General features: G+C 56.3%; 24 protein-coding genes. 10 read left to right on the top strand and 14 right to left on the bottom strand.

Translation table 11 applies throughout. The annotated features are described in order from the left end of the window. Nucleotides 1–347: 347 nt before the first annotated feature. Both typA and ACSHSR_RS20470 read left to right on the top strand, forming a co-directional pair. Nucleotides 348–2159, top strand: coding sequence for a translational GTPase TypA (typA, locus tag ACSHSR_RS20475; RefSeq protein ID WP_025889914.1), 1812 nt, complete (start codon nucleotides 348–350; stop codon nucleotides 2157–2159). 119 nt (nucleotides 2160–2278) lie between these two features. Further along, nucleotides 2279–3604: an IS4 family transposase gene (locus tag ACSHSR_RS20470; protein ID WP_479631106.1), complete on the top strand. Its 1326-nt coding sequence runs from the start codon at nucleotides 2279–2281 to the stop codon at nucleotides 3602–3604. 55 nt (nucleotides 3605–3659) lie between these two features. Here the strand turns inward: ACSHSR_RS20470 and ACSHSR_RS20465 are convergent, their stop codons facing one another. After that, the gene (locus ACSHSR_RS20465; RefSeq protein ID WP_479631105.1) at nucleotides 3660–5060 is read right to left on the bottom strand and encodes an MATE family efflux transporter; all 1401 of its coding nucleotides are present in this window, start codon (nucleotides 5058–5060) and stop codon (nucleotides 3660–3662) included. A gap of 111 nt (nucleotides 5061–5171) precedes the next feature. Here ACSHSR_RS20465 and ACSHSR_RS20460 point away from each other — a divergent pair, with 111 nt between their 5' ends. After that, nucleotides 5172–6044 carry a LysR family transcriptional regulator gene (locus tag ACSHSR_RS20460; protein WP_479631104.1) on the top strand — a complete coding sequence of 291 codons (873 nt, stop codon included), beginning with the start codon at nucleotides 5172–5174 and terminating at the stop codon, nucleotides 6042–6044. A gap of 34 nt (nucleotides 6045–6078) precedes the next feature. On the opposite strand, the gene ACSHSR_RS20455 is transcribed toward ACSHSR_RS20460, so the two are convergent. From ACSHSR_RS20455 to ACSHSR_RS20425, 7 genes are all read right to left on the bottom strand, one after another. Beyond that, a complete protein-coding gene (locus tag ACSHSR_RS20455; protein WP_479631103.1) occupies nucleotides 6079–8319 on the bottom strand; it encodes a xanthine dehydrogenase family protein molybdopterin-binding subunit in 2241 nt (746 codons plus the stop codon). After that, the gene (locus ACSHSR_RS20450; protein WP_335900694.1) at nucleotides 8316–8771 is read right to left on the bottom strand and encodes a (2Fe-2S)-binding protein; all 456 of its coding nucleotides are present in this window, start codon (nucleotides 8769–8771) and stop codon (nucleotides 8316–8318) included. Before ACSHSR_RS20450 ends, ACSHSR_RS20455 begins: the two co-directional genes overlap by 4 nt. A 3-nt stretch (nucleotides 8772–8774) precedes the next feature. Continuing rightward, nucleotides 8775–9419 (bottom strand): NTP transferase domain-containing protein, encoded by a 645-nt coding sequence (locus ACSHSR_RS20445; protein WP_479631102.1) that lies wholly within the window; start codon nucleotides 9417–9419, stop codon nucleotides 8775–8777. Further along, a complete protein-coding gene (locus ACSHSR_RS20440) occupies nucleotides 9416–10468 on the bottom strand; it encodes an XdhC family protein (RefSeq protein ID WP_479631101.1) in 1053 nt (350 codons plus the stop codon). The genes ACSHSR_RS20445 and ACSHSR_RS20440 overlap by 4 nt, the downstream gene beginning before the upstream one ends. A 153-nt stretch (nucleotides 10469–10621) precedes the next feature. Next, nucleotides 10622–11836 carry a 4Fe-4S binding protein gene (locus tag ACSHSR_RS20435; protein ID WP_144168623.1) on the bottom strand — a complete coding sequence of 405 codons (1215 nt, stop codon included), beginning with the start codon at nucleotides 11834–11836 and terminating at the stop codon, nucleotides 10622–10624. Nucleotides 11837–12018: 182 nt separating this feature from the next. Next, nucleotides 12019–12669: a DUF2959 domain-containing protein gene (locus ACSHSR_RS20430; RefSeq protein WP_045283279.1), complete on the bottom strand. Its 651-nt coding sequence runs from the start codon at nucleotides 12667–12669 to the stop codon at nucleotides 12019–12021. 20 nt (nucleotides 12670–12689) lie between these two features. Then, a complete protein-coding gene (locus tag ACSHSR_RS20425) occupies nucleotides 12690–12908 on the bottom strand; it encodes a hypothetical protein (RefSeq protein WP_028780047.1) in 219 nt (72 codons plus the stop codon). A 182-nt stretch (nucleotides 12909–13090) separates the two neighbouring features. On the opposite strand from ACSHSR_RS20425, the gene ACSHSR_RS20420 reads away from it, so the two are divergent. From ACSHSR_RS20420 to ACSHSR_RS20400, 5 genes are all read left to right on the top strand, one after another. Beyond that, nucleotides 13091–13978, top strand: a complete 888-nt coding sequence (locus tag ACSHSR_RS20420) for a virulence factor BrkB family protein (protein WP_025888483.1) — start codon at nucleotides 13091–13093, stop codon at nucleotides 13976–13978. Continuing rightward, nucleotides 13956–14921, top strand: a complete 966-nt coding sequence (locus ACSHSR_RS20415; RefSeq protein ID WP_243891029.1) for an alpha/beta fold hydrolase — start codon at nucleotides 13956–13958, stop codon at nucleotides 14919–14921. The genes ACSHSR_RS20420 and ACSHSR_RS20415 overlap by 23 nt, the downstream gene beginning before the upstream one ends. Further along, entirely contained in the window at nucleotides 14918–15355 is a 438-nt protein-coding gene (gene dtd / locus ACSHSR_RS20410; protein WP_028780049.1) for a D-aminoacyl-tRNA deacylase, read from the top strand. Before ACSHSR_RS20415 ends, dtd begins: the two co-directional genes overlap by 4 nt. Before the next feature lies 1 nt (nucleotide 15356). Continuing rightward, complete coding sequence (locus ACSHSR_RS20405; protein ID WP_045283356.1) at nucleotides 15357–15827, top strand: thioesterase domain-containing protein; 471 nt, start codon at nucleotides 15357–15359, stop codon at nucleotides 15825–15827. A 196-nt stretch (nucleotides 15828–16023) separates the two neighbouring features. Next, a complete protein-coding gene (locus tag ACSHSR_RS20400) occupies nucleotides 16024–16617 on the top strand; it encodes an FMN-dependent NADH-azoreductase (protein ID WP_345845416.1) in 594 nt (197 codons plus the stop codon). Nucleotides 16618–16690: 73 nt separating this feature from the next. Here the strand turns inward: ACSHSR_RS20400 and ACSHSR_RS20395 are convergent, their stop codons facing one another. Further along, nucleotides 16691–16855 (bottom strand): hypothetical protein, encoded by a 165-nt coding sequence (locus tag ACSHSR_RS20395; protein WP_413733740.1) that lies wholly within the window; start codon nucleotides 16853–16855, stop codon nucleotides 16691–16693. A gap of 5 nt (nucleotides 16856–16860) precedes the next feature. Then, a complete protein-coding gene (locus ACSHSR_RS20390; protein WP_054744157.1) occupies nucleotides 16861–17181 on the bottom strand; it encodes a rhodanese-like domain-containing protein in 321 nt (106 codons plus the stop codon). A 158-nt stretch (nucleotides 17182–17339) separates the two neighbouring features. On the opposite strand from ACSHSR_RS20390, the gene ACSHSR_RS20385 reads away from it, so the two are divergent. After that, nucleotides 17340–18050, top strand: coding sequence for a GAF domain-containing protein (locus tag ACSHSR_RS20385; protein WP_413733738.1), 711 nt, complete (start codon nucleotides 17340–17342; stop codon nucleotides 18048–18050). A 32-nt stretch (nucleotides 18051–18082) separates the two neighbouring features. Then, nucleotides 18083–18454: an HD-GYP domain-containing protein gene (locus ACSHSR_RS20380; protein WP_413733736.1), complete on the top strand. Its 372-nt coding sequence runs from the start codon at nucleotides 18083–18085 to the stop codon at nucleotides 18452–18454. Nucleotides 18455–18537: 83 nt separating this feature from the next. On the opposite strand, the gene ACSHSR_RS20375 is transcribed toward ACSHSR_RS20380, so the two are convergent. The 4 genes from ACSHSR_RS20375 to ACSHSR_RS20360 are packed head-to-tail and all read right to left on the bottom strand — an operon-like array spanning nucleotide 18538 to nucleotide 22167. Beyond that, on the bottom strand, nucleotides 18538–19770 hold the full coding sequence (locus ACSHSR_RS20375; protein WP_044735418.1) for a beta-ketoacyl-ACP synthase: 1233 nt from the start codon (nucleotides 19768–19770) through the stop codon (nucleotides 18538–18540). After that, complete coding sequence (locus ACSHSR_RS20370; RefSeq protein ID WP_123117114.1) at nucleotides 19767–20492, bottom strand: 3-ketoacyl-ACP reductase FabG2; 726 nt, start codon at nucleotides 20490–20492, stop codon at nucleotides 19767–19769. Before ACSHSR_RS20370 ends, ACSHSR_RS20375 begins: the two co-directional genes overlap by 4 nt. Beyond that, nucleotides 20489–20980: a hotdog family protein gene (locus tag ACSHSR_RS20365; protein ID WP_144165048.1), complete on the bottom strand. Its 492-nt coding sequence runs from the start codon at nucleotides 20978–20980 to the stop codon at nucleotides 20489–20491. The genes ACSHSR_RS20370 and ACSHSR_RS20365 overlap by 4 nt, the downstream gene beginning before the upstream one ends. After that, on the bottom strand, nucleotides 20977–22167 hold the full coding sequence (locus ACSHSR_RS20360) for a beta-ketoacyl-[acyl-carrier-protein] synthase family protein (RefSeq protein WP_096142505.1): 1191 nt from the start codon (nucleotides 22165–22167) through the stop codon (nucleotides 20977–20979). The genes ACSHSR_RS20365 and ACSHSR_RS20360 overlap by 4 nt, the downstream gene beginning before the upstream one ends. Nucleotides 22168–22196: the final 29 nt, after the last annotated feature.

The raw sequence follows: 22196 nt of genomic DNA, 5'->3' as shown, positions 1-22196 counted from the left end.
GTTGAAAATAAAGGGAGTGGTAAAATCGAGGGCTGGCGAGACAAGCGGGTTTGCACTATCATGGTGCATTGAGTGTTCCAAAAAGGTGCGTTCACCATAATGGTGCGTGCGCTGAATAAGCCGGATATTCATAGGTGTCTAAAAAATAATCCTGTGCGATAGCCCCTCGCTAGAGTAGAATGGCACGCTTTTTAAAGCAACCATCCGGGGAAATTGTGCTCCCCGACACGATGGCAGCCCAGGTTTTATAAGGCCTGGAAGGCAATCGCCAAGCAGTCATAAAGCGGTTGTACCATTCAATTTATATTGCTGCATCCCACAGAACAGAGATCGTAAGAGGCAAAACTGTGTTAGAGAATTTACGTAACATCGCCATCATAGCGCACGTTGACCACGGTAAGACTACCCTGGTAGACAAGCTGTTGGCACAGTCAGGAACCCTGGCAACCCGCGGAGAAGCCACCGAGCGGGTGATGGACTCCAACGATCTGGAGAAAGAACGTGGGATCACTATTCTGGCGAAAAACACCGCCATTAAGTGGAACGACTATCGGATTAACATTGTAGATACCCCAGGACACGCCGACTTCGGTGGCGAAGTAGAACGGGTTCTGTCTATGGTTGACTCTGTACTGCTGCTGGTTGATGCGCAGGACGGCCCAATGCCACAGACTCGCTTCGTGACCAAGAAGGCATTCGCCCAAGGTCTTAAGCCTATTGTGGTGATCAACAAGATTGACCGTCCGGGTGCCCGCCCTGATTGGGTTATCGATCAGGTATTTGACCTGTTTGACAACCTGGGGGCCACCGACGAGCAGCTGGACTTCCCAGTGGTTTATGCCTCTGCACTGAACGGTTTTGCCAGCCTGGATCCTCAGGACAACAGTGAAGATATGACCCCACTGTTCCAAACTATCGTTGAAAAAGTATCTCCACCGGATGCCGACGCCGAAGGCGCATTCCAGATGCAGATCTCTCAGCTGGACTACAACAGCTATGTAGGGGTTATCGGTGTGGGTCGTATCAAGCGTGGTAGCGTCAAGACCAACCAACAGGTCACTATTGTCGGTGCCGACGGCAAGAGCCGTAACGGTAAAATCGGTCAGGTGCTGGGCTACATGGGCCTGGAACGCCACGAAGTGGACAGTGCCAATGCCGGTGATATCGTTGCTATCACAGGTCTGGGCGAGCTGAAGATCTCCGACACCATCTGTGCTGTTGGTCATGCCGAAGCATTGCCACCTCTGTCTGTTGATGAACCAACCATGACTATGACCTTCCAGGTCAACACCTCTCCTTTCGCGGGTAAAGAAGGTAAGTACGTGACTTCACGTAACATCCTTGAGCGTCTGCAACAGGAACTGGTACACAACGTGGCTCTGCGTGTGGAAGAAACCGAGAGTCCGGATCGTTTCCGCGTATCCGGCCGTGGTGAACTGCACCTGTCTATCCTGATCGAAAACATGCGTCGTGAAGGTTATGAGCTGGCGGTTTCCCGTCCTGAAGTGATCATCAAAGAGATCGACGGCGAGAAGTGCGAGCCATACGAGCAGCTGACTGTGGACGTGGAAGAAGAACATCAGGGCGGCGTTATCGAGAAGCTGGGTACCCGTAAGGCCGACATGCGCGACATGCAGCCTGACGGCAAGGGCCGTGTACGTATTGACTTCATGATCCCAAGCCGTGGCTTGATCGGTTTCCAGACCGAGTTTATGACAGCGACTTCAGGTACAGGTCTGCTGTATCACACCTTCGACCACTATGGTCCTTACAAGGGTGGCGATATCGGCCAGCGTAGCAACGGGGTATTGATCTCCAACGCCACAGGTAAGGCTTTGACCTTCGCGCTGTTTGGTCTGCAGGATCGCGGTCGTCTGATGATTGGCCACGCCGCCGAAGTTTACGAAGGCCAGGTAGTGGGTATCCACAGCCGCTCCAACGACCTGACAGTAAACTGCCTCAAGGGCAAGCAGCTGACCAACATGCGTGCCTCTGGTACCGACGAAGCTCAGGTACTGACTCCGCATATCCAGATGACCCTGGAACAGGCGCTGGAATTCATCGATGATGATGAACTGGTTGAAGTCACGCCCAAGAGCATCCGTGTGCGTAAGCGTCATCTGACTGAAAATGACCGCAAGCGCGCCAGCCGTGGCTAAGCCATAGGCGAACAGTAAAAAACCCGGCATGACCGTAATGCCGATCAGTTAAGACAGATCGCTTGACGATCTCACTGAAAGGATCAAAATCCGATGACCCCATGTCATCGGATTTTTTTATGCAACTTTCAGAAGCTTTGGCGCGTACTCATATCAATCGTCTTACCGAATTCACCTGTCTGGCCGATGTACTTGAGCCTGAGTTAATTCAGTCCTGCCTTGATTCACATGGTGTTGCCAGTTTAAGACGACGTAAGTTACCTATGGATGCCATGATTTGGGCGGTGATTGGTATGGCTCTGTTCAGAGGTGAGTCCGTCCGCTCTCTCATCAATAAGCTTGATATCGTCTTACCGCAAGAGGTGGATTACGTTGCGCGCAGTGCTGTCACGCAAGCGCGCAAACGGCTGGGCTCTGATGTTGTTCGGGATGTGTTTAAACGAAGTGCCAAGACCTGGCATGAAAGAGCAGAGCATCCGCATTGGTGTGGGCTTAACCTCTATGGGGTCGATGGTGTCGTGTGGCGAACACCTGATAGCGAGCAAAACAATCAGGCCTTTGCCAAAACTGCCAACGCTTCTGGTGATGCTGCCTATCCTCAAATTCGCATGGTTTGCATGATGGAGTTAAGCAGCCACCTGGTATTGAACAGTGCCTTTGATTCTGTTGCTGTCAGTGAAATGAATTTAGCAGCCGAACTAATATCAAGCATCCCCAATAACAGCCTGACGCTGTTTGATAGAGGCTTTTATTCGTTAGGGCTTTTGCACGCCTGGCAACAGGCTCAACCGAACAGCCACTGGCTGCTGCCGTTGAAGAAAGGGACGCAATATGAAGTGGTACGCTCTTTAGGAAAACACGACCAACTGGTGCAGTTAGCCACCACACCTCAAGCCAGAAAGAAGTGGCCTATGCTGCCTGAGAATATTGAAGCTCGCTTACTGACGAAGACGATAAAAGGTAAGTCGGTTTCCATTTTGACCTCATTAACGGACCCCCTGCGTTATCCGGGGGCAGAGATAGCGGATTTATATGCCCATCGATGGGAGATAGAAGTGGGCTATCGGGAGATGAAGCAGCATCTTCTGGAGAGTCGCTTTACGTTGCGTAGTCAATTGCCAGAGTTGGTTATCCAAGAATTGTGGGGGGTACTATTGGCCTATAACCTCATCAGATACAAGATGATGTTGATGGCTAAGAGCTTACCGTCGTTACATCCGAACCAATTAAGCTTTAGAGATGCATCGAGTTATATCATTTTTAAACTGACTCAGCTGTCATCTCAAATGTCTGGGAATGTTCCGAGAGAGGTCTTGGACATAGTGCGTAATGCGAGGCAGTTCAAGCTTGATGGGAAACGGAATAGAGCCTATCCACGTGCGTTAAAAATGAGTAAAAACAAGTATCCCATTAAGCCTAAGAAAAATGCCGTTCACACTAAGTGAACGGCATTACGGCATGACCGGGTTTTTTACTGCGTTCAATTTGCCCGGCATCTCATTAGACTGCGGGATGTTTTGCCAAAGTGCCGTCCGGTGCTTGTCGGATTCTATCTGCCAGGTGCGACCTTGCATGCAGACGGCGCCAGAATCTAGGCAACACCAACAGTGCCAGCAGCAGGTTGGACAGCGGCATTGCCAGCCAGACACCGGTTTCTCCCAAAAACAGCGGCAATAGATAGAGAAACGGTAACTGGATCAGCATATTGGTCAAGGAGATTGCCAAAGCCATCCCGCCTTTGCCTATCGCCATAAAATACATGGCTGCCAGCACTATCAGCCCCTCCAACCAGATAGCCGCCAGATGGATACGGATCCCGGTTCTGGCTTCCTGGGTTAACAAAGGATTGTTGTCGGCGAACAGGCCGATCATGGTTTCGGGAAACAGGTTGAGCAGCGACAGCCAACTCAGGCCAAACAGCAGGGTGACCTTGGCGCCCAGCTTGACTATGGCGATGATATTGCCGGGCTGGCGGGCCCCGTGGAAGTAGCTCACAGGTGGCTGCACCCCTTCGGCTATACCCTCAGCCAACAGATAGTAGAGTGTCATCAGATAGCCGACTATGGCAAAGGCACTGACGCTCAAGGTGGTGCCATACTGCATAAACTGATGGTTATGGGCCGCCACCATAAAGCTGGTGTAAAGGTACATCAGTAGTGCCGAAGCCCCCAGTTGGATAATCCGGGCGAACTCCCCGGCTCTGGGTAGCGCATCTTTGAGCCTTGGCTTAAAGCCTGAATGGCTCGAACACAGGTAATAGCCGGCCCCCAGACACACAGCTGTTTGGGCAATGATGGTGCCATAAGCCGCGCCGTTTAACCCAAGCCCAAGTACGGCAACAAACAGATAATCCAACAGGATATTTCCAAGCGCCCCCATCACCAACAGGGCGGTGGCAACTCTGGGGCTGTCATCGTTGCGGATCAACATAGGCAGCGCCGTCGAGGCTATGGTGATCGCCGCGCCCCACTGAAACACGGCAATATATCCCTGTCCCAGCTGCAGATTCGCTTCAGTGGCCCCCTGCAGTTGCATTAGCGGCTCACTCAAGCATTGCAGCGCCATAAATGCCACCAGGGCCAATAGAACAATCAGCCAGATACTGGCCAACAGGGCTCGATTGGCTTGCGTTTGCTGCCCGGCTCCGCGGGCGATGGAGATATGGCTGCCGCCACCCATGCCCACCATAAGCCCCAGGCCGGAGAGAACAAACACTATCGGCCAGGCCATGTTGATGGCGGCCAATCCTTGAAAGCCGACATAGTGGCCGACAAAAATACCTGCGCTTATCTGGTACAGGCCACTGACCAGCATGGCAGCGATGGCTGGGATGGTATAGCGCCAAAAGGTGCGCCGCAGCTGGTTGTGACTCAGTGTTTGCTGAGAGATTCCGGTATTCATAATTGCACTACCTTTAACCGAATGCAGGAAAATAGGGGCGCAGATTATGCTTGTTTTTCGGATTGGTGAAAGATAGCTTGTATCCGTTATTCGGATACTTTGGTGAATGGAATGAATTGGACCCTGGATCAACTGAGCGCCTTTGTGATTGCGGTGGAAAAGGGCTCGTTTTCGGCCGCCGCCAGAGAGCTTGGCAAGGCGCAATCTCGGGTAAGCACAGCAGTGGCCAATCTGGAGATAGACCTGGGGCTGGAGCTGTTTGACCGCAGCGCCAGGCTACCCAGGCTGACAGCCGCCGGCGAGCAGGTCTATCAGGAGGCCAAGGTGGTGCTGAGGCAGTGCCAGCGCCTGGACGCCAGAGCCCTGACGGTCAGTTCGGGCGAGGAGGCCACCCTGACGGTTGCCATGGACGAGGCCCTGCCCATAGAGCGCTTCGAGAGTTTCTTCGTGCAGGTGGCCGAGCAGTTCCCGGGCTTGAAGCTCACTCTTATCAACAGCTCCCAAGATGATATTGCCCGCTGGGTCGATGAGAAAAAAGCCGACCTGGGTATCTTGTTCCGCCAAACAGATGAGCTTTTGGATTCCTTGGAGTTCAACTCGATAGCTCACTTTCAGCAGTCGCTTATTGTCGGTCGTGAGCACCCGCTGGCGAATATTGCCGAGCCTTCACTCGACCAGCTCAATCAGCACCGGCAACTGGTGATCCGCTCCCGCATCGGCGACAGCCAGTCGCGCCCCGTGTCCAGCAATCACTGGCATATCGACAGTTATTACTACATCACGGCGCTGGTGATCAAAAATGTTGGTTGGGCCCTGGTGCCAGAGCATGTGGCGACCGCCGAGTGGTATGCCAAGGATCTGGTGAGGCTGTCCGGTGCCAATATCACAGACAATCAGTGGGTCGAGATAGGCGTTGTCAGACGCAGGGACAAGGGCATTGGCCCTGTGATGCAGTGGATGCTACAGCAGTTGGCCAGGGAATAGTGCCGGGGCATGGCCCCGACACTTTATCGACCAATCAAAGCTGCAGATACTGCTTCAGCGGCAGATCCCGGTAGCGCTTGCCGCCGGCGGCCACTATGGCGTTGGTCAGTGCCGGCGTGACCGGTGGCACTCCGGGTTCGCCCACACCGCCGGGTACCTCGGTCGAGTCGATGATTTGTGTTTCTATCTCAGGGCATTGCGGCATCCGCAGCAGTTGATAGTCGTGGAAGTTCGACTGTTGCACCTTGCCATCCTTGAAGCTGATTTCGCCCAGCATCGCCAGGCTGAGGCCGAAGATGACCGCGCCTTCCAGCTGCGAATGCACTCTGTCAGGGTTAACCACAGTGCCGGCATCCAGCACTGAGATGGCCTGCAACACCTGCAAACGCTCACCATCCAGTTTGACCTTGATGGCGACCGCCACATAGCTGACAAAGCTGCGGTGCACCGCAAAGCCCCAGCCTTCGCCCGCCTTGGCCGGTGATTGCGCCATACGTTTTTCGGCGGCGTCGATGACCGCCAGATAACGAGCGACATCCACAGGATGACGACTGAGTTCTTCGCCATAGTTACCGTATTTAAAGCCCTGATCGGCAAAGTTCTCCACTCTGGGTTGCCCCAAAAGTTGCCGCCACATGGCCGGGCAACTCTGGCCAGTGCGCAGCGCCAGTTCGTCGACAAAACTGCCGATGCCGAAGGCATGCTGAATGTTGCATACAGAGCGCAGCCAGCCTATGCGGGTGTGAGCCTCGGCCTTGGCGGTTTCGCAGCGCAGCGACGGCAACTGAAACGGCAAGTCGATAAAGCCCAAATCCAGTTCGCCGTCCGAGGGTTCATCCACACCTTCGGCAAAGGTGGAACTGATGGAAGGGAAGGCGGTGCGCGACAACAGAGCCTCCACCTTGCCATCATCACTGAGCAGCGCCTGATAATGCTGGGCGCTGATGGCGTGCAGATAGCCGTTTTGCAGCTCATCTTCCCGGCTCCAGAACACCTTCACCGGCTTGCCGCTGCGTTTGGAAAGCAGCGCCGCTTCGACGCTGAAGTCCGGCTTGGACTTACGGCCAAAGCCGCCGCCCAGCAGGGTGACATGTACCTTGACCTGCTCCTCTTTCAGCCCCAAAGCGGCCGCCACATTCTGCTGGGTACTCTGGGGCGTTTGGCTGCAGGCCCAAATTTCACAGCCATCCTTGCTGACTCTGGCGGTGGCCGCCGGCGGCTCCATCATGGCGTGAGCCAGATAGGGCACAGTGTAATCGGCGCTGAGCGTGCGCTCTTTTGGCCAGCTTGCGGGAGGCTGACCCAGCTCACGCCTGACCTTGCCACTCTGCTGTACTCGCTGTTTCAGTGTGGCGAGAAACGCTTGGGAGTCGTGCTTGTCGTTGGGGCTTTGCTGCCACTGAATCGTCAGTGCCTTGCGGCCTTCAAGGGCGCTCCAGCTGTTGTTGGCCAGCACAGCCACACCGCCAAGCGGTTGGAAGGCCGGTGCCCCTTGGGGAGCGGGCAGGCTGATAATATCCACCACACCGGGGAAGGCGCGGGCCTTTTTATCATCGACACTCGCCGCTTGGCTGCCGAGCACAGGTGGCCGGGCAATCGCGGCATAGAGCATGCCTTCCAGACGTATATCCTGGCCATAGATGGCGCTGCCATCCAACATGGCATCCATATCCACTATGGTGCGTGACTGACCTATCTGGGTGAATTCTTCTCTGGGTTTGAGCCTGAGTTGGCTCTCATCCGGAAGCGGCAGCTTCGACGCCGCCAGCGCCAGTTCGCCATAGCTCAGGGAGCGGTCGGACGCCTTGTGAGTCACTCTGTGAGCCTTGGCGCTGACTTCTGCGACCGGCACTTGCCAATGCTCGGCGGCAGCCTGTTCCAACATGGTGCGCGCCATGGCACCCATCTGCCGCATTCTGGCGTAGTGTTTACGTATGCTGCGACTGCCATCTGTATTCTGGCTGCCGTAACGCTTGTCGGCCAGGCCCTGCACCACCACGACTTTGTTCCAGTCGGCTTCCAGTTCGTCGGCCAGCACCTGAGGTATGCCTGTTCGTATGCCCTGGCCCATTTCCGAGCGATGGCAGGTGAGGTAGACCTTGTCGTCTTCACCGACGGCGATAAACAGATTCAGAGGTTGCAGCTTGTCCTGCGCCAGGCTCATGGGGCTCCAGCCCAGGGCGCTGCTGCCCAGCATCAAGGCACCGCCACTGGCGCCAAAGAGTTTCAGTACATCACGACGGCTGAAGTTTTCCACTGCGGTAAACCGGCTCATGAGCTTTGCCCCCCTTTGACGGCGACATCCTTGATGGCGCTGCGGATCCGGGTATAGGTGCCGCAGCGGCAGATATTGCCGGACATGGCATCGTCTATCTGTTGGTCACTGGGGTTGGGCGTTTCACTCAAGAGCGCCGCAGCAGACATGAGTTGCCCTGTCTGACAGTAACCGCATTGGGGAACCTTGTGTTTGCTCCAGGCGGCTTTCAGCGCCGGATTATCCAGGCCTTCTATGGTGGTGATGTTCTTGCCCTTGGCACTTTTGAGGCTGGTGAGGCAGGCTCTGGCGGGCTTACCGTCCAGATGTATGGTGCAGGCACCGCAGAGTCCGGCGCCACAGCCGAATTTGGTGCCTGTCAGCCCCAGGAGATCCCTGAGGGCCCATAGCAAGGGCATATTGGGATCGGCCTCGACCGAAAACAGTCTGCCATTGATTTTGAGTTGCGACATTGTTCACTCCTTGTGCTGGTTGAGGCGTCTTAGATCTGCGCCCGTGTCTATGTCTATGGCGGCGCGGTGCAGCACTATCCGGCCCAGTCGTTGTTGTTGTAATTTCTCGGTCAGCAGAGCCTTGGCCCCTCGGTCACCCTGCAGTTGGCAAAGGGCGTTGAAGTCTGTGGCATTAAAGATAGCAGGCGCGCCGGGGGCGTCCCGGTAAAAGGCGCTGCTGCTGAGTTGGCTGCCCAGCCAACAGTCGAGCAATTCAAGGTAATCGGCGCTATTGAGCGCAACCTGATCGGCCAGCGCCAGTAGCAGGGCATCGGCGGAGCAGGCCTTGGCTTGCTCCGCGGCCAGAGCGATGGAGTGCCCCAGCCCCTGCTGCCAGAGAGGATTGAAACAGCAGCTGGCATGGGGCGGCAACAACGCTTGCAGTTGCTCCTTGTGGCCGCCGAGTATGGTCAGCAGCGGCAGCAGCTCAAGCTTGGGGTGCTTCTGGCTTGCCTGAGCGCGCATCTGCTCCAGCGCTTGCCAGCTGAGGCGCAGCAGCGGCGTGCCATGGCTGTCCTGTGCCACCAGTTTGGCGTGGCCGGGCACTGAGTCATCGGCGGCGAAGCGGCTCGATGCTCCGGCGGCCAGTAACACAGGCAATAGCCTCATGGCATCAGGCCCTCAAGCCCAGTCATGGGCGCATCAAACAAAACCCCGTGGCACTGGGCCAAAATGCTGAGGGCGATGGCCCCCGGGAGTTCGCCGCCGAGTGCCAGTCCGGCGGGCGCCGCCAGTGGCACGGCAAAGTCTGCCAGCCCAAGAGCGGCATGTTTGAGTACCTTATCGCGCCTGTGAGTTGGCCCCAATAGCGCCAGATAGCGTGGGCAGCTTACTTGCAGCCGTTTGAGAATGGCGCTGTCGAGCTCGACATTGTGGTACATCACTATGGCACCATCCTGACGCTTGAGCCAATCGGCATCCAGCTCGTCGGCGCCGAGCTTGATTATGTCGCAACCGGCAAAGTCATGGCTGCGGGCGTAGGCGGCTCTGGGATCGACGACGCTCACCTGCCAGTCCAGTTGCAAAGCCATCTGCGCCAGCGGCTTGGCATCCAGACCGCCGCCGAAAATCGCAAGCGCAGGTTTGGGGCCCACGGGTACGGTTAACCAGCTCTGTTGCCCGTTCTGCCCGGTTTCTGGACTCCAAATCCCGGTGCGGCGAAAGTCATTGGCGGGGAAAGGTAGAGGCTCAGCATAGGTTGAGGGGGAACCTTGGGGTAAAAAGCGCGCCTCAAGGGCTGCGGGCGCTTCACCGGCTTTTGGCATCAACAATTGCCAGAAGCCCGATTGACCGGAATTCAGAGCCTGGCGCAACTCATCGAGTGCCAGAAAATGATTCTCCCGTCCCAGAGGCAGCAGGCAGATGTTCACCAAGCCGCCACACCCCAGTTGGTAACTGGCGTCCTGATCGTCGCGGGCGTCATAACAGACCTCCACCACCCTTTGTTCCGTCAGGGCCTTGTGTGCCTGATGGCGCAGATCGGCCTCCAAACAGCCGCCGCTGAGGATCCCCAGGCTCTGGCCCAGGGGATGAAACAGCATCATGGCTCCGGGTTTGCGATAAGAAGAGCCTTGTAACGAGGTGATCAGCGCCAGCACCCAGGGCTCATCTGCGCTGAGAGCCCATTGTTGCAGCAAGGTTTGCAGATGGTGCGCCATAAACTTCCCGTGTTTTTGGTGGAGAAGTTAGCATTGCATAAAATAGCACCGGGAAACAATCTTGCCGGGTGTGGCAAGTCAGGGAGGGGCCGTGGGACTCGGCGGCAAGCGCAGTAAAAAGGCCCGCCTGTCGGCGAGCCTGAGTGGTTAAGTTTAGTGACCTACATAGTCGATCATCTGCAGCAGTTGCATCCGAACCGCATCCGGCGTTTGGCTTTCCCAGAAGCCGGAGGTGTAGGCTATCAAGGGCAGCAGGAACAGCAGCCCGAGTACCAGCAGCATTACCGACTTGGCCGACCAGAAATGATTGCGGCTAAGGCCGAACCCCAGCGCCGCTTTCTTGGGACAGGCGGCCACGCAGCGCATGCAGGCCTGGCATTCATCGCTGTGCACTGTATTTTTGGTATGCACTATGATGCCGGCCGGACAGGCGCGGGTGCACTTGTCGCATTTCATCCCCTTGGACTCTATCAGGCAGTGCTCAGGGGCGCGGCGGATTTTCAGCGGGCTGAGAAAACTCAGCAGTCCCAGCAGGGCGCCATAGGGGCAGAGGTAACGGCAAAATCCCTGACGGCGCCAGGCGACAATGGCAAGGATCAAGCCAAAGCAGGCCAGGGTGATGAGTCCCGGAGTGATGAAAAACAGCGCCATCTTGAGATCGGCTATCTTGTGATAATTACTCTCCAGGTAGCCGGGGATCCCCATAGACGGCATGCCCAACACTATGTAGAGCAGCGCCGCCAACAACAGATACTTGAGCATACGCAGTGGCCAGTCGAGCCAGGCAGGCGGCATAAATTCGCGCTTGATAAAGCGTTTACGCAGGCGATAGAGGTACTCTCCGGCCAACCCCAGCGGGCAGGCCCAGCCACAGAAGGCCCGCTTGCACAGCAGTCCGGTCAGTAGCACCACCGCCAGCATCACGGCCGCCGCCGGGTGGGTTTGATCCCAGAGTCCCAGGGTGGCTATCGCCTTGAGTTCTATACCGCCGGCAATGGGCAGAAACGCATCCACCACATCCGGGCGCCCAATCCAGGGCGTGACTCCGGCCTTGAGCATCAGGCTGTTGATGGTGTACTGAATCGCGACCAGAAACAGGGACAGCGCCAACAGGTGCTGGCAGCCGCTGCGCAGGTTATTGATCCTGGGCTCGGATTGCAGCAAGCCGGGGCGCAGTTGCTGCAGCAATGCCAGGCTACCAACGGCTGTCAGCGTGGCCAGCAGTAACATGGGGCTGCTGCTAATCAGCAGCGCGGTTAAAATCAGCAGCAAAGTGAGGCCAGCGCCGAAACGGCGGCCGCTCCACCAGAGTTGGCTGACACCATAGAAGAGTGCCAGCATGAGGGTGAGCGATTCGGTCAGTGTCATGAGAATATAGGCCAGCATCAAAGGACTGCCTATTGTGAACTCAAATAAGGGCACAAGTTCTTGAGTCAAAAAAGGAAGTGTGCAGCAGATCCAAGTTTACATTCGCAGATGGAGAAATTCGTGCACTGGCTCACAGCTGAAAAAAAGCCCCGCGGTGCGGGGCTATCTCTATGGCTTGGCGGTCAGTTACCCGACTCCATTGCTGCGATAAAGCGGTTGGACTCATCGATGGATTTATTCATCTCTTTGATAAGGCCGGAGATATCGCTCTGCAGACTGGCAAACTCCCCCTTGATGGCCCCTATGGTCTGGGCGTTGAGGTTGTGCTTGAGGTAGAGCATGTTGTCTTTCATTGAGGTCAGGATAGGAGGCATCTTGCTCTCGGCACGGCGCATGCTGCGGATCAGTTGCTCGTAGGAGCGGCGGGTCTCTTTCAGCTTGGCCTGGCTCTTACTGCGCAGGCTGGCCTTGCTGATCTCACCGATTTCCCCTTGCCACTCATCGAACAGGGCTTCGGCCACATCTTCCACCTTGTTGATGCGGTTGCTGACATCATCGGCGGCTTCCTGGGCCGACTCATATTCGTCTTTGGCCTTGTTGTAAGCCTTTTCCAGATCGCCACCGTCATGGTTCAGCAGTGCCTGCATCTCTTCCAGTGCCGAACTGAACTGCTCCTGAGCTTCCTGTTGCGATTCTTTGGCGTCTTTGACCCGGTCGACCATGATGTCACGTTTGTGATAGCCAACCTTTTCCATGGCACCGTAATAGGCACTCTGGCAACCACCCAGCAGCAATCCCAGGCTGACCAGGGTGGTGGTGAGGATCTTGTTCATAAGCTTTCTCTTTTCTCTGTTTATGCTTTGTATTTGGCGGCATCTATGATGCACCAGAGATGGGCAATGGCACCTATGATAGCAGGAACTACCAACCACCAGAGGGCGTAACCTGTAACTGTCACCAGAAAGAAGATCAGTGCGGCCAGGATCCGCCCCTGAACCAACTGCCCCAAACCCGGGAAAAATACGCTTGCCAGCGCGGCAATCACATTGCCCGCCGATCCTTGTTGTGACATTAACTCTCTCCTTTAAATTGTGGAAGAAGCGCTGAACGACGGGCCTCGGCGCATGCCTATGCATAGCACTGGTGTCATTCCCGGCTTCCTTTGCCCTGCTGCAGCGGCAGCATCACACTTTGTAATCCGGGCATTATTGTACGAAGATAGCGACACTAGACCCAGAGGATCAAGAGAAAACCGTGAGCAACAAGATAGATACCCGCAATTTCAGTTTGTTTATGAAAGGCTGCTGGCACTTCCTGCTGCACCTGAAACAGAGATTGCAGGACGATCAAATCAATATTCGAGCCGGTCATCTGGCCTATGTGACCCTATTGTCGCTGGTGCCCATGGTGGCCGTTACCATGTCTATGCTGTCGGCTTTCCCTGTCTTCAAGGGGGTGCGGCAACTGATAGAAAACTTTATTTATCAAAACTTTCTGCCGGCCGCAGGCGATACGGTTCAGGTCTATATCAACGAGTTTGTCGGCAACGCCTCCAAGGGCACTGCCGTCGGTATCGGCGCTCTGGTGGTGGTGGCCATTTTGCTGATCTCCGCCATCGACAAGGCGCTGAACTATATCTGGCGCACCAAAGAAAAACGCCAGACTGTCGTGTCTTTTTCCATGTACTGGATGATCCTGACGCTGGGCCCAGTGCTGATGGGGGCCAGCCTGGCGGCCACTTCCTACTTAGTATCGCTGAAAATATTCAACGAAGCCGATACTTATGGTGTAGGTACCTTCTTTGTCGCGCGTCTGCCGTTTCTGTTTTCTGTCGCGGCCTTCCTGCTGCTTTACACTGTGGTGCCCAATCAAAAGGTGAAGCTGCTGCATGCCCTGCTCGGGGCCATAGTGGCTGCCTTGCTGTTTGAGGCGGGCAAGAAAGGCTTTGCCCTGTATGTGACTCACTTCCCCAGCTACGAGGCGATTTACGGCGCCCTGGCGACGATTCCGATACTGTTTGTCTGGGTCTACCTGTCCTGGATGATAGTCCTGATGGGAGCCGAGATCACCGCATCTTTGCCGGAATTCCTCGATGGTGAAGAGCCATTGGAGTCGCTGGATGATGAATCCGAATCGGCATAATCCGTTTGCCCGCGACTGGCTGGAGGTTGGTGGCGGCCACCGCCTGTATCTGGCGCAATTCGGCAACCCGGAAGGCATCCCGCTGCTGTATCTGCACGGCGGGCCAGGAGCCGGTTGCAACCTTGAAGAGTTGGCGCTGTTTGATCTGCGCCGCTTTCGCTTATTGTTTCTGGATCAGAGGGGCGCCGGCTTATCGCGCTCCGAGAAAGGCCTGGCGCAGAATCACTTCCAGGGCCTGTTCGATGATCTCGAGTCGGTCAGGAAGGCGCTGCAGTTACCGCGCTGGTGCCTGGCAGGGGGCTCATTCGGGGCAACCTTGGGGCTGGTGTACGGCGGTTTATTCCCTGAGCGGGTCATAGCCCAGACATACTGGGGCAGCTTTATCCCCTCTGCCGAGGGCCGCGATTGGCTCTATGGTGCTGCTGGCGCCGCCAGCCGTTTCCCGGTGGACTATCATGGCTTTTCCCGCTGGCTATCCAGGAGTGAGCGCAGCACGGCGGCGCTGCTGGAAAGCTATGCCAAGGGATTTACTTGCCTCAATGCCCAGGATTATATCCGCAGTTGGCTGCGCTGGGAGCAGCATCTGTCTTTACCCGGGGTACTGTTGCCGCCGCCAAGGGCGCCTCGGGACAGCAATATGGCCAGAATCGAACTTCACTATGCCCGCCATCACTATTTCGAAGCCATGAGTCTGTTTGATGCAGGGCTCAATAACTGGCCGAAACATACCCGCTTGCTGCAGGGGGAAAACGATTGGGTCTGTCCAACTCACTTGCTGCAGGCTCAGCTTGCACGCCAGACCCGCCCGGCCGAGTTACAGCTGGTGGCCGGAGGTCATCACTCGCTGGTGGATGATAAAATGCGTCACGCCGTGGTTGCAGCCCTGTGTGCTATGGGCGACACTGCGGCCTCTTGTGAAACAGAATTAAGGAGTCAGGATTGATCGCCCTGATACAGAGAGTCAGCCGTGCCAAGGTAACAGTTGCCGATGAAGTGACCGGCGCTATAGATAAAGGTTTGTTGGTGTTGTTGGGCGTTGAACGCCAGGATGATATGGCGGCGATGGAAAAGCTGGCCACCAAGGTGATGAATTACCGGGTGTTCAGCGATGACAACGGCAAGATGAACCTCAATCTGACTCAGGTCGGCGGGCAGTTGTTGGTGGTGTCGCAATTTACCCTGGCGGCCGATACCAGCCGCGGTCTGCGTCCCAGTTTCTCGGGTGGCGCCAGTCCGGCTCAGGCCGAAGAGCTCTATGAAGCCTTTGTGGCATTTTGCCGCAGCAAGGGGGTGACCACAGAAACCGGCCGCTTCGCTGCCGATATGCAGGTGGAGCTGCTGAATGACGGGCCAGTGACCTTTAATCTGAGTGTTTGATATGTCTGAGCCATCACTGCTTAAGCAATTGGAAAACACCTGGCATGGCACCATCCCCGTCAGTGCCTTTATGGGGATCCGGCCACTGGCTTTTGATGGCACAGAATTTCGTGTCGGTGCACCGCTGGCGCCCAACATCAATCTGCATCAGACCATGTTTGCCGGCAGTATCTATACCCTGTGCACTCTGTGTGGCTGGGGCATGCTCTGGCTGCAACAGCAGCGGGCCGGAGTGAGTGGTGATATAGTGCTGGCCCAGGCCGAGATCCGTTATCGGGCGCCGGTGACTGCCAATCCCGGTGAGTTGATCGAAGCCAGAGTCAGCTGGCCGGGCGTGTCACTGACGCCTTTGAGTGAAGGGCGCAGGGTCAAAGTCAGGCAGGAGGTGGAACTCTGGAGTCACGGCCTTTGCTGTGCTTTTTTCTTGGGGGTTTACGTCAGCCAGCCCAAGCAAGAGGCGACCCTGTCCTAGCTGGGATTACCTAGGCTTACAGGTTCGGTTTTAACCTTGTAAGCCCTGGATAACAGCCTTTCCTTTCTAAAAAATCGAATTTAATATCAAATTTTCTCCGCTTTTTTTCTATTTTATCCATCAGTAAACTGCTCAGCATAGATTGGAGCAAAAGCTCTGACTCAAACAAATTCCTGAATCGAAGCGGAGCAATATCATGAGCAAAGTATTAGTTTTGAAATCCAGCATCCTGGGTGGTTACTCTCAGTCCGGTCTCTTGGTCGACCACCTGCTCAAGCATTGGCAGGAGCAGGGTTCCAGCATCACAGTCAGGGATCTGGCGGCCGAGCCTCTGCCGGTACTGGACGGTGAAATTGCCACCGGCCTGCGCGGCGGCGAACAGCTGAGCGAGCGCCAGCAACAGGCGTTGGCCTTGTCTGATGAGCTGATCCAGGAACTGAAAGATCACGATACACTAGTAATAGCTGCGCCCATGTATAACTTTGGTATTCCGACTCAGTTGAAAAACTGGATTGACCTGATTGCCCGCGCCGGTGTGAGTTTCAGTTACACAGAAAATGGCTCTGTGGGTCTTATCACTGGTAAGCGCGCGGTAGTGATCACTACCCGAGGTGGGGTACATAAAGACTCGACCACAGACCATGTGGTGCCTTATCTGAAAACCGTGCTGGGCTTTATTGGAATTACCGAAGTGGAAACCGTCTACGGTGAAGCGCTGAACATGGGCCCGGATGCCAACGCCAAAGGTATTTCAGCAGCCAAATCTTCGCTGGCGGCCATCTCTGCCTGAGGCAAACATCTCTTCCACCATCAATCTGAACGCCAGTTGCTTGACTGATTTGGTTCTACTGCCCCGGAGGTGACTACCCGGGGCTTTTTTGTGACTGCTTGTCCGGCTCGAGCACCTTGCTGCAAAGCGGACAAGCGGCATTGACCCCTTCGGCGGGCCAGTGCTCGCGATAACGCACCCGCGCAGAGGCTTGGCCACGATGTTGGCTTACCTGAAATCGTCCGGGCTTGCTTGTCATTGTGGTTACTCAGGTTGGCAACAGACCAGCTCCTTGAAGGCGCCGCCGTTGAGCACGCAATCAAAGCCGTTGGCCCGCAGAATTTCGCAGCCTTTCTGGGCACGCATGCCGGCGCCACAATAGAGCACAAAGGGTTCCTGCTTATTCGGTTGCTGCTTGAGCCAGGTATCCAGGGTATCCAGTGGCACATTCACCGCCTGTGGCAGGTGCCCTTCGGCATATTCGGCAGCCGAGCGGACATCCAGTACCCGAACTCCCTTGGCGATCATCTCATGGCACTGCTCTGGGTTTAGGCGGCCGTCTTGTGGCGTGACGTTGGTTTGCATTTTCAGTCTCTCTGTCAATTAGAAAATTTTCAATAAGGTTAATCTTATGGATTTGGAAATGCAATGGCCTGGATACTGGTCGTTTTCTCGCCATGGCTGTTTTTTGTTCTATCCTTTGGAAAAAGGAAATGATTTGAAAATAGTGTATGGACAAGAATATGCCAACAGCTCTCTGGCTGCAGGGTCACAACGCTTCTGAGCGTTTGGAACGCATTCACGATCATCTGTTACTCAGCTACCCTTGGGTGGATCGTATCGCCTGCGCCCTGTATCACGATTCGACCGGTCTGCTAAAAACCTTTATCAACAGCACTCACAGGGGACAGGCCATAGTGGGTTATGAATATCCCATGTCCGACAGCCCGGTGCTCAGCCAATTGGCAGGCACAGGGCAGTATCGGGTGATAGACGATATCAAGGCCAATATCTTGCCGGAAAACAGCCATTCGCGTTGGTTGCTGGAGCAGGATTACAACTCCTCCTTTACCGTGCCCCTCTATGATGAACAGAGGTTTCTGGGGTTTCTGTTCTTCGATTCATACCGCGTGGCGGCCTTCGATGCCAAGGCGCAGCGCGATATGGTGCTCTATGCCAACTTGATCAACATGTTTCTGTGCGCCGAACTCAGTGCAGTGCGCACTATTCTCGCCTCGGCTCAGGTGGCACGGGACTTTGCCGACCTGCGCGACTTTGAAACCGGCGCGCATCTAGATCGCATGGCGGCCTATTCGGGCCTGATCGCCGGCATAGTCGCCCCCAAATACGGCCTGAGTGATGAGCAGATAGAACATATCACCCAGTTTGCACCTTTGCATGACATAGGCAAGATAGGTATTCCGGACAAGGTGTTGTTGAAAGAGGGCCCTTAAGCATAGACGAGCGTACTCTGATGGAGACCCATGTGGATAAGGGCGAGTGCCTGATCCGCAAGGTACTGGGGGATTTTGGTCTGGCGCACCTGCCGGATTCGACCATCATGCTCAATATAGTGGCCTGTCATCATGAGTATTTGGATGGCAGCGGCTATCCCCGAGGTTTGAAGGGTGAAGAGGTGCCGATTGAAGCCAGAATAGTGACTGTGGCGGATATCTTCGATGCCCTCAGCAGCGAGCGGCCCTATAAGCAGGCCTGGCCACTGGATGCCTGTTTCCGTGAGTTGAGAAGCATGGTGGCCGCCGGCAAACTGGACGACCACTGCGTCGAAGCCTTGGCGGCTTCGACTACACAGATCCTGGATATCATGGGGCGCTGCCGCGATGACAAGGCGGCCTGAAAAGAGGCCTGCAGTGCCGATGCATTCCGTTAAAGCTTCTTGGGCTTCTTACTCTGGTTTTCTAGGGCTTCCTGGGGCTAAGCTCAGTCCTGCCAGCAGCGGAAGATCAACGAAGTATTGATGCCACCAAAGGCAAAGTTATTGCTCATCACCAAGTCGGTATCCAGTGCCCGGCCTTCGGCGCGAATATAATCCAGCTCGGCGCAATCCTCGGCGACATTCTCCAGGTTGATTGTGGGTGCAAACCAGCCATCACGCATCATCATAATGCTCCACCAGGCCTCCAGTGCGCCGCAAGCGCCCAGGGTATGGCCGGTATAGCTCTTCAGCGATGAAATCGGCATCTGCTCGCCAAATACTGCGGCAGTAGCCCGGCTCTCGGCGGCATCACCGCGGTCGGTGGCCGTGCCGTGGGCGTTGACATAGCCTATCTGCTGCGGCGCTATCTTGGCATCTTTGAGTGCCAGCCGAATCGCCTTTTCCATGGTGTCGGCGTTCGGTTGCGTCACATGCAGGCCGTCTGAGTTGGTACCAAAACCCAGCACCTCGGCGTAGATACGCGCGCCTCTGGCCTTGGCATGCTCCAGCTCTTCGAGCACCAGGGTGCAGGCGCCTTCGCCTATCACCAGGCCGTCCCGGTCGCGATCGAAAGGCCTGGGGGTCAACTCAGGAGTGTCGTTGCGGGTACTGGTGGCAAACAGGGTGTCGAACACGACCGCTTCTGTGGGGCAGAGTTCTTCGCCGCCACCCGCCAGCATCAAATCCTGCTGGCCATACTTGATGGCTTCATAGGCATAACCTATGCCCTGGCTGCCGGATGTACAGGCGCTACTGGTGGTTAATACCCGCCCCTTGAGGCCGAAAAATACCCCGACATTGACCGCCGTGGTATGGGCCATCATGCGGATATAGCTGGTGGCGGTGACGCCGCTCATATCGCCGTGTTTGAGCATGTCGCCAAAGGCGGTGATGGGATCTGTACTGCCGGTGGAAGAGCCGTAGGCTATGCCCATGGCGCCTGAGGCTATCAGAGGATCATGCAACAGGCCGGCATCCTCCAGCGCCATTTCACTGGCGCGGGTGGCCATCAGAGACACCCGCCCCATGGAGCGGATCTTCTTGCGCGAATAGTGTGCCGGAGTGCTGAAGTCGCTGACCGGCGCCGCCAGACGGGTGTGCAGGCCATCGAACCTGTCCCATTCATCCATGCGAACCACGGCATTTTGGCCTGCCTGCAGCCTGGCCTTGACACTGTCCCAATCCTGGCCCAGGGCGGAAATACCGCCCATGCCGGTAATCACCACCCTGCGGCTCATAGCATGCCTCCGTTGACCGAGATCACTTGGCGGGTGATATAACTGGCTTCGTCAGACATCAGGAAGTTGGCCAGTGCCGCTATCTCTTCAGGCTGGCCCATGCGCCGCAACGGCACCAGTTGCTGTACCAGTTCGGGGCTGAAGGCATCGACCATTTCGGTTTCGATAATCCCGGGAGCGATGCAGTTGACCGTGATCTTACGTTTGGCCAGCTCCAGTGCCAGCGCCTTGGTGGCGCCTATGATGCCGGCCTTGGAGGCGCTGTAGTTCACCTGGCCACGGTTACCGGCCAAACCGGAAACCGAAGACAGCGTAATGATGCGGCCGCCCTTGCGTCGTTGGATCATCGGCATCAGCGCCGGATGGATCACATTGTAGAAACCATCGAGATTGGTGTGGATGACGCCATCCCATTCGGCCTCTGTCATCGCCGGGAAAGCCGTATCGCGGGCAATACCGGCATTGAGAACCAGGCCGTGATAGGCACCGTTGGCTTCTATGTCGGCCTCAATGACTTGGCGGCAGGTCTGGCGCTCGGCAACATCGAACTGCAGCAGGCTGACCTTGACGCCCAAGGCTTGGATTTCGGCGGCGCTGGCCTCGGCGGCCGCTCGATTGGCATGAAAGTGCAGGGCGATATCAAAGCCGGACTGCGCCAGGCGCAGGGCGATAGCCTTGCCTATGCCGCGGCTGGAACCTGTGACCAAAACTCTCTGTGTCATGCGGAATCTCCCTGCATCGCCTCCAGACTACCGGCAATATAGGCCTGGGTGTCCTGGGGCTGAAAAACGTTTACATTGGCGCTGGCGATCTCTGTGTCGCCATCAAAGATGCGGCAGTCGAACACTGCCAGTCCCGTGTCTTCCTGATAGAGGCGCTGCACCTGGGTCAGGTACTCGCGTCCGGGCAGGAATCCCGGGGTATGCATGCTGAGCTTACGGCTGCCCAGCAAAAAACCGACCCGGATAATATCACCGCGGGCCTCGGCTTCCACTCCGGCCAGTGCCGCTATGCTCTGGGCCATATATTCTATGCCTACATAATTGGGCACCAGAGCTCGGGCGTCATCGAAATAGGGGCTCTGCTCACTAATCTTCACCTTGGTCAGCAGCTTGTCTTGGCTGTGCTCGACCACGGCGTCTATCAGTATCATGGGCGCCCTGTGGGGCAGAAAATCGGCGATATCACGCTCGGCTAAAGTCTGGGTCATTCAGGGGCTCCACGGCTGAAGATCAGGCTGGCATTGCTGCCGCCAAAGGCGAAGGAGTTACTCATCAGGTGATTCAGAGAGTGGCGGCTGCCCTGTTTGACCAGCGGCAGTGCGGGATCCTTGCCATCCTGCTCACCATCCCACAGATGCGGCGGCAGTTGTCCATCAGGGTTGAGGGGCGACAACAGCAGCCAGCAGAATACCGCTTCCAATGCCCCGGCGGCGCCCAGTGCGTGGCCGGTCAAGGGCTTGGTGGAACTGCAAGGCGGCAGTGCTTCGGCAAATACCGAGTGCATGGCGCGGCTTTCCATGGCGTCATTCTTGGGGGTGGCAGTGCCGTGCAGATTGACATAGTCGATGTCATCAGGCGTCAGCTCCGCCTGCTTGAGTGCCATCTCCATGGCGGCAATTGCGCCGCTGCCCTCGGGATGGGGCGCCGAGATATGGTGGGCATCGGCCGACTCGCCGACACCGGACAGCAGCACCTGGCCGCTTCCTCTCTCCAGGGTAAACAGCGCCGCGCCTTCACCTATGTTGATGCCGTCGCGGTTGGCGCTAAAAGGATTGCAGTGCCCCTTGGAGACAGACTCAAGCGCATCGAAGCCGTTGAGGGTCAATTGGCACAGGCTGTCGACCCCGCCGACTATCACCATGTCGCACAGTCCGGCGTCCAACAGCCGTTTACCGGCGGCAAACACCTTGGCGCTGGAGGAGCAGGCCGTCGACAGTGTGTAACAGGGACCGCTCAGCTTGAACCAGGCTTGCAGGAAGCGACTGGTACCCCCCAGCTCCTGCTGAAAATAGTGGTAATCCGAAGGGAAATGGCCGTGGCGATTGCGGTACTCCAGTGCCTCTTCGCCCTTGGAGATCCCTGAGGTGCTGGTGCCTATGACAACCGCGATGCGCTCCTTGCCATATTTGGCCTTGGCGGCTTCCACCGCCGGGGTAATTTGCAGCGCGGCACACAGCAACAGGGCGTTGTTACGACAGTCATAGTCGGCAAACTCGGCGGGAATGGCCGGTAATTCGCTGTTCACTACCCCGACTATGGCCGGCCGTTCAAACAACAGGTTGTCGCGGCTGACCATGCCGCGGCTGTCACCGGCGAGCAAGGCGTTAAGCACCTCGTCGGCCCGGTTGCCGAGAGGAGTACAAAAACCCGCATGATTTATGGCTGTAGTTGTCATATCTCTGTTTTGGGATCCGGCCCTGTATC

Source organism: Shewanella sp. VK101 (genome assembly GCF_056497865.1).
The sequence above is the reverse complement of the archived record's forward strand: the minus strand, read 5'-3'. Positions and strand labels throughout refer to the sequence as shown.

Bases quoted from the DNA above. Each gene is read 5' to 3' on its own strand.
- ACSHSR_RS20470 (WP_479631106.1), top strand. From the start codon at position 2,279: ATGCAACTTTCAGAAGCTTTGGCGCGTACTCATATCAATCGTCTTACC.
- ACSHSR_RS20465 (WP_479631105.1), bottom strand. From the start codon at position 5,060: ATGAATACCGGAATCTCTCAGCAAACACTGAGTCACAACCAGCTGCGG.
- ACSHSR_RS20460 (WP_479631104.1), top strand. From the start codon at position 5,172: ATGAATTGGACCCTGGATCAACTGAGCGCCTTTGTGATTGCGGTGGAA.
- ACSHSR_RS20455 (WP_479631103.1), bottom strand. From the start codon at position 8,319: ATGAGCCGGTTTACCGCAGTGGAAAACTTCAGCCGTCGTGATGTACTG.
- ACSHSR_RS20450 (WP_335900694.1), bottom strand. From the start codon at position 8,771: ATGTCGCAACTCAAAATCAATGGCAGACTGTTTTCGGTCGAGGCCGAT.
- ACSHSR_RS20445 (WP_479631102.1), bottom strand. From the start codon at position 9,419: ATGAGGCTATTGCCTGTGTTACTGGCCGCCGGAGCATCGAGCCGCTTC.
- ACSHSR_RS20440 (WP_479631101.1), bottom strand. From the start codon at position 10,468: ATGGCGCACCATCTGCAAACCTTGCTGCAACAATGGGCTCTCAGCGCA.
- ACSHSR_RS20435 (WP_144168623.1), bottom strand. From the start codon at position 11,836: ATGACACTGACCGAATCGCTCACCCTCATGCTGGCACTCTTCTATGGT.
- ACSHSR_RS20430 (WP_045283279.1), bottom strand. From the start codon at position 12,669: ATGAACAAGATCCTCACCACCACCCTGGTCAGCCTGGGATTGCTGCTG.
- ACSHSR_RS20425 (WP_028780047.1), bottom strand. From the start codon at position 12,908: ATGTCACAACAAGGATCGGCGGGCAATGTGATTGCCGCGCTGGCAAGC.
- ACSHSR_RS20415 (WP_243891029.1), top strand. From the start codon at position 13,956: ATGATGAATCCGAATCGGCATAATCCGTTTGCCCGCGACTGGCTGGAG.
- ACSHSR_RS20405 (WP_045283356.1), top strand. From the start codon at position 15,357: ATGTCTGAGCCATCACTGCTTAAGCAATTGGAAAACACCTGGCATGGC.
- ACSHSR_RS20400 (WP_345845416.1), top strand. From the start codon at position 16,024: ATGAGCAAAGTATTAGTTTTGAAATCCAGCATCCTGGGTGGTTACTCT.
- ACSHSR_RS20395 (WP_413733740.1), bottom strand. From the start codon at position 16,855: ATGACAAGCAAGCCCGGACGATTTCAGGTAAGCCAACATCGTGGCCAA.
- ACSHSR_RS20390 (WP_054744157.1), bottom strand. From the start codon at position 17,181: ATGCAAACCAACGTCACGCCACAAGACGGCCGCCTAAACCCAGAGCAG.
- ACSHSR_RS20385 (WP_413733738.1), top strand. From the start codon at position 17,340: ATGCCAACAGCTCTCTGGCTGCAGGGTCACAACGCTTCTGAGCGTTTG.
- ACSHSR_RS20375 (WP_044735418.1), bottom strand. From the start codon at position 19,770: ATGAGCCGCAGGGTGGTGATTACCGGCATGGGCGGTATTTCCGCCCTG.
- ACSHSR_RS20370 (WP_123117114.1), bottom strand. From the start codon at position 20,492: ATGACACAGAGAGTTTTGGTCACAGGTTCCAGCCGCGGCATAGGCAAG.
- ACSHSR_RS20365 (WP_144165048.1), bottom strand. From the start codon at position 20,980: ATGACCCAGACTTTAGCCGAGCGTGATATCGCCGATTTTCTGCCCCAC.
- ACSHSR_RS20360 (WP_096142505.1), bottom strand. From the start codon at position 22,167: ATGACAACTACAGCCATAAATCATGCGGGTTTTTGTACTCCTCTCGGC.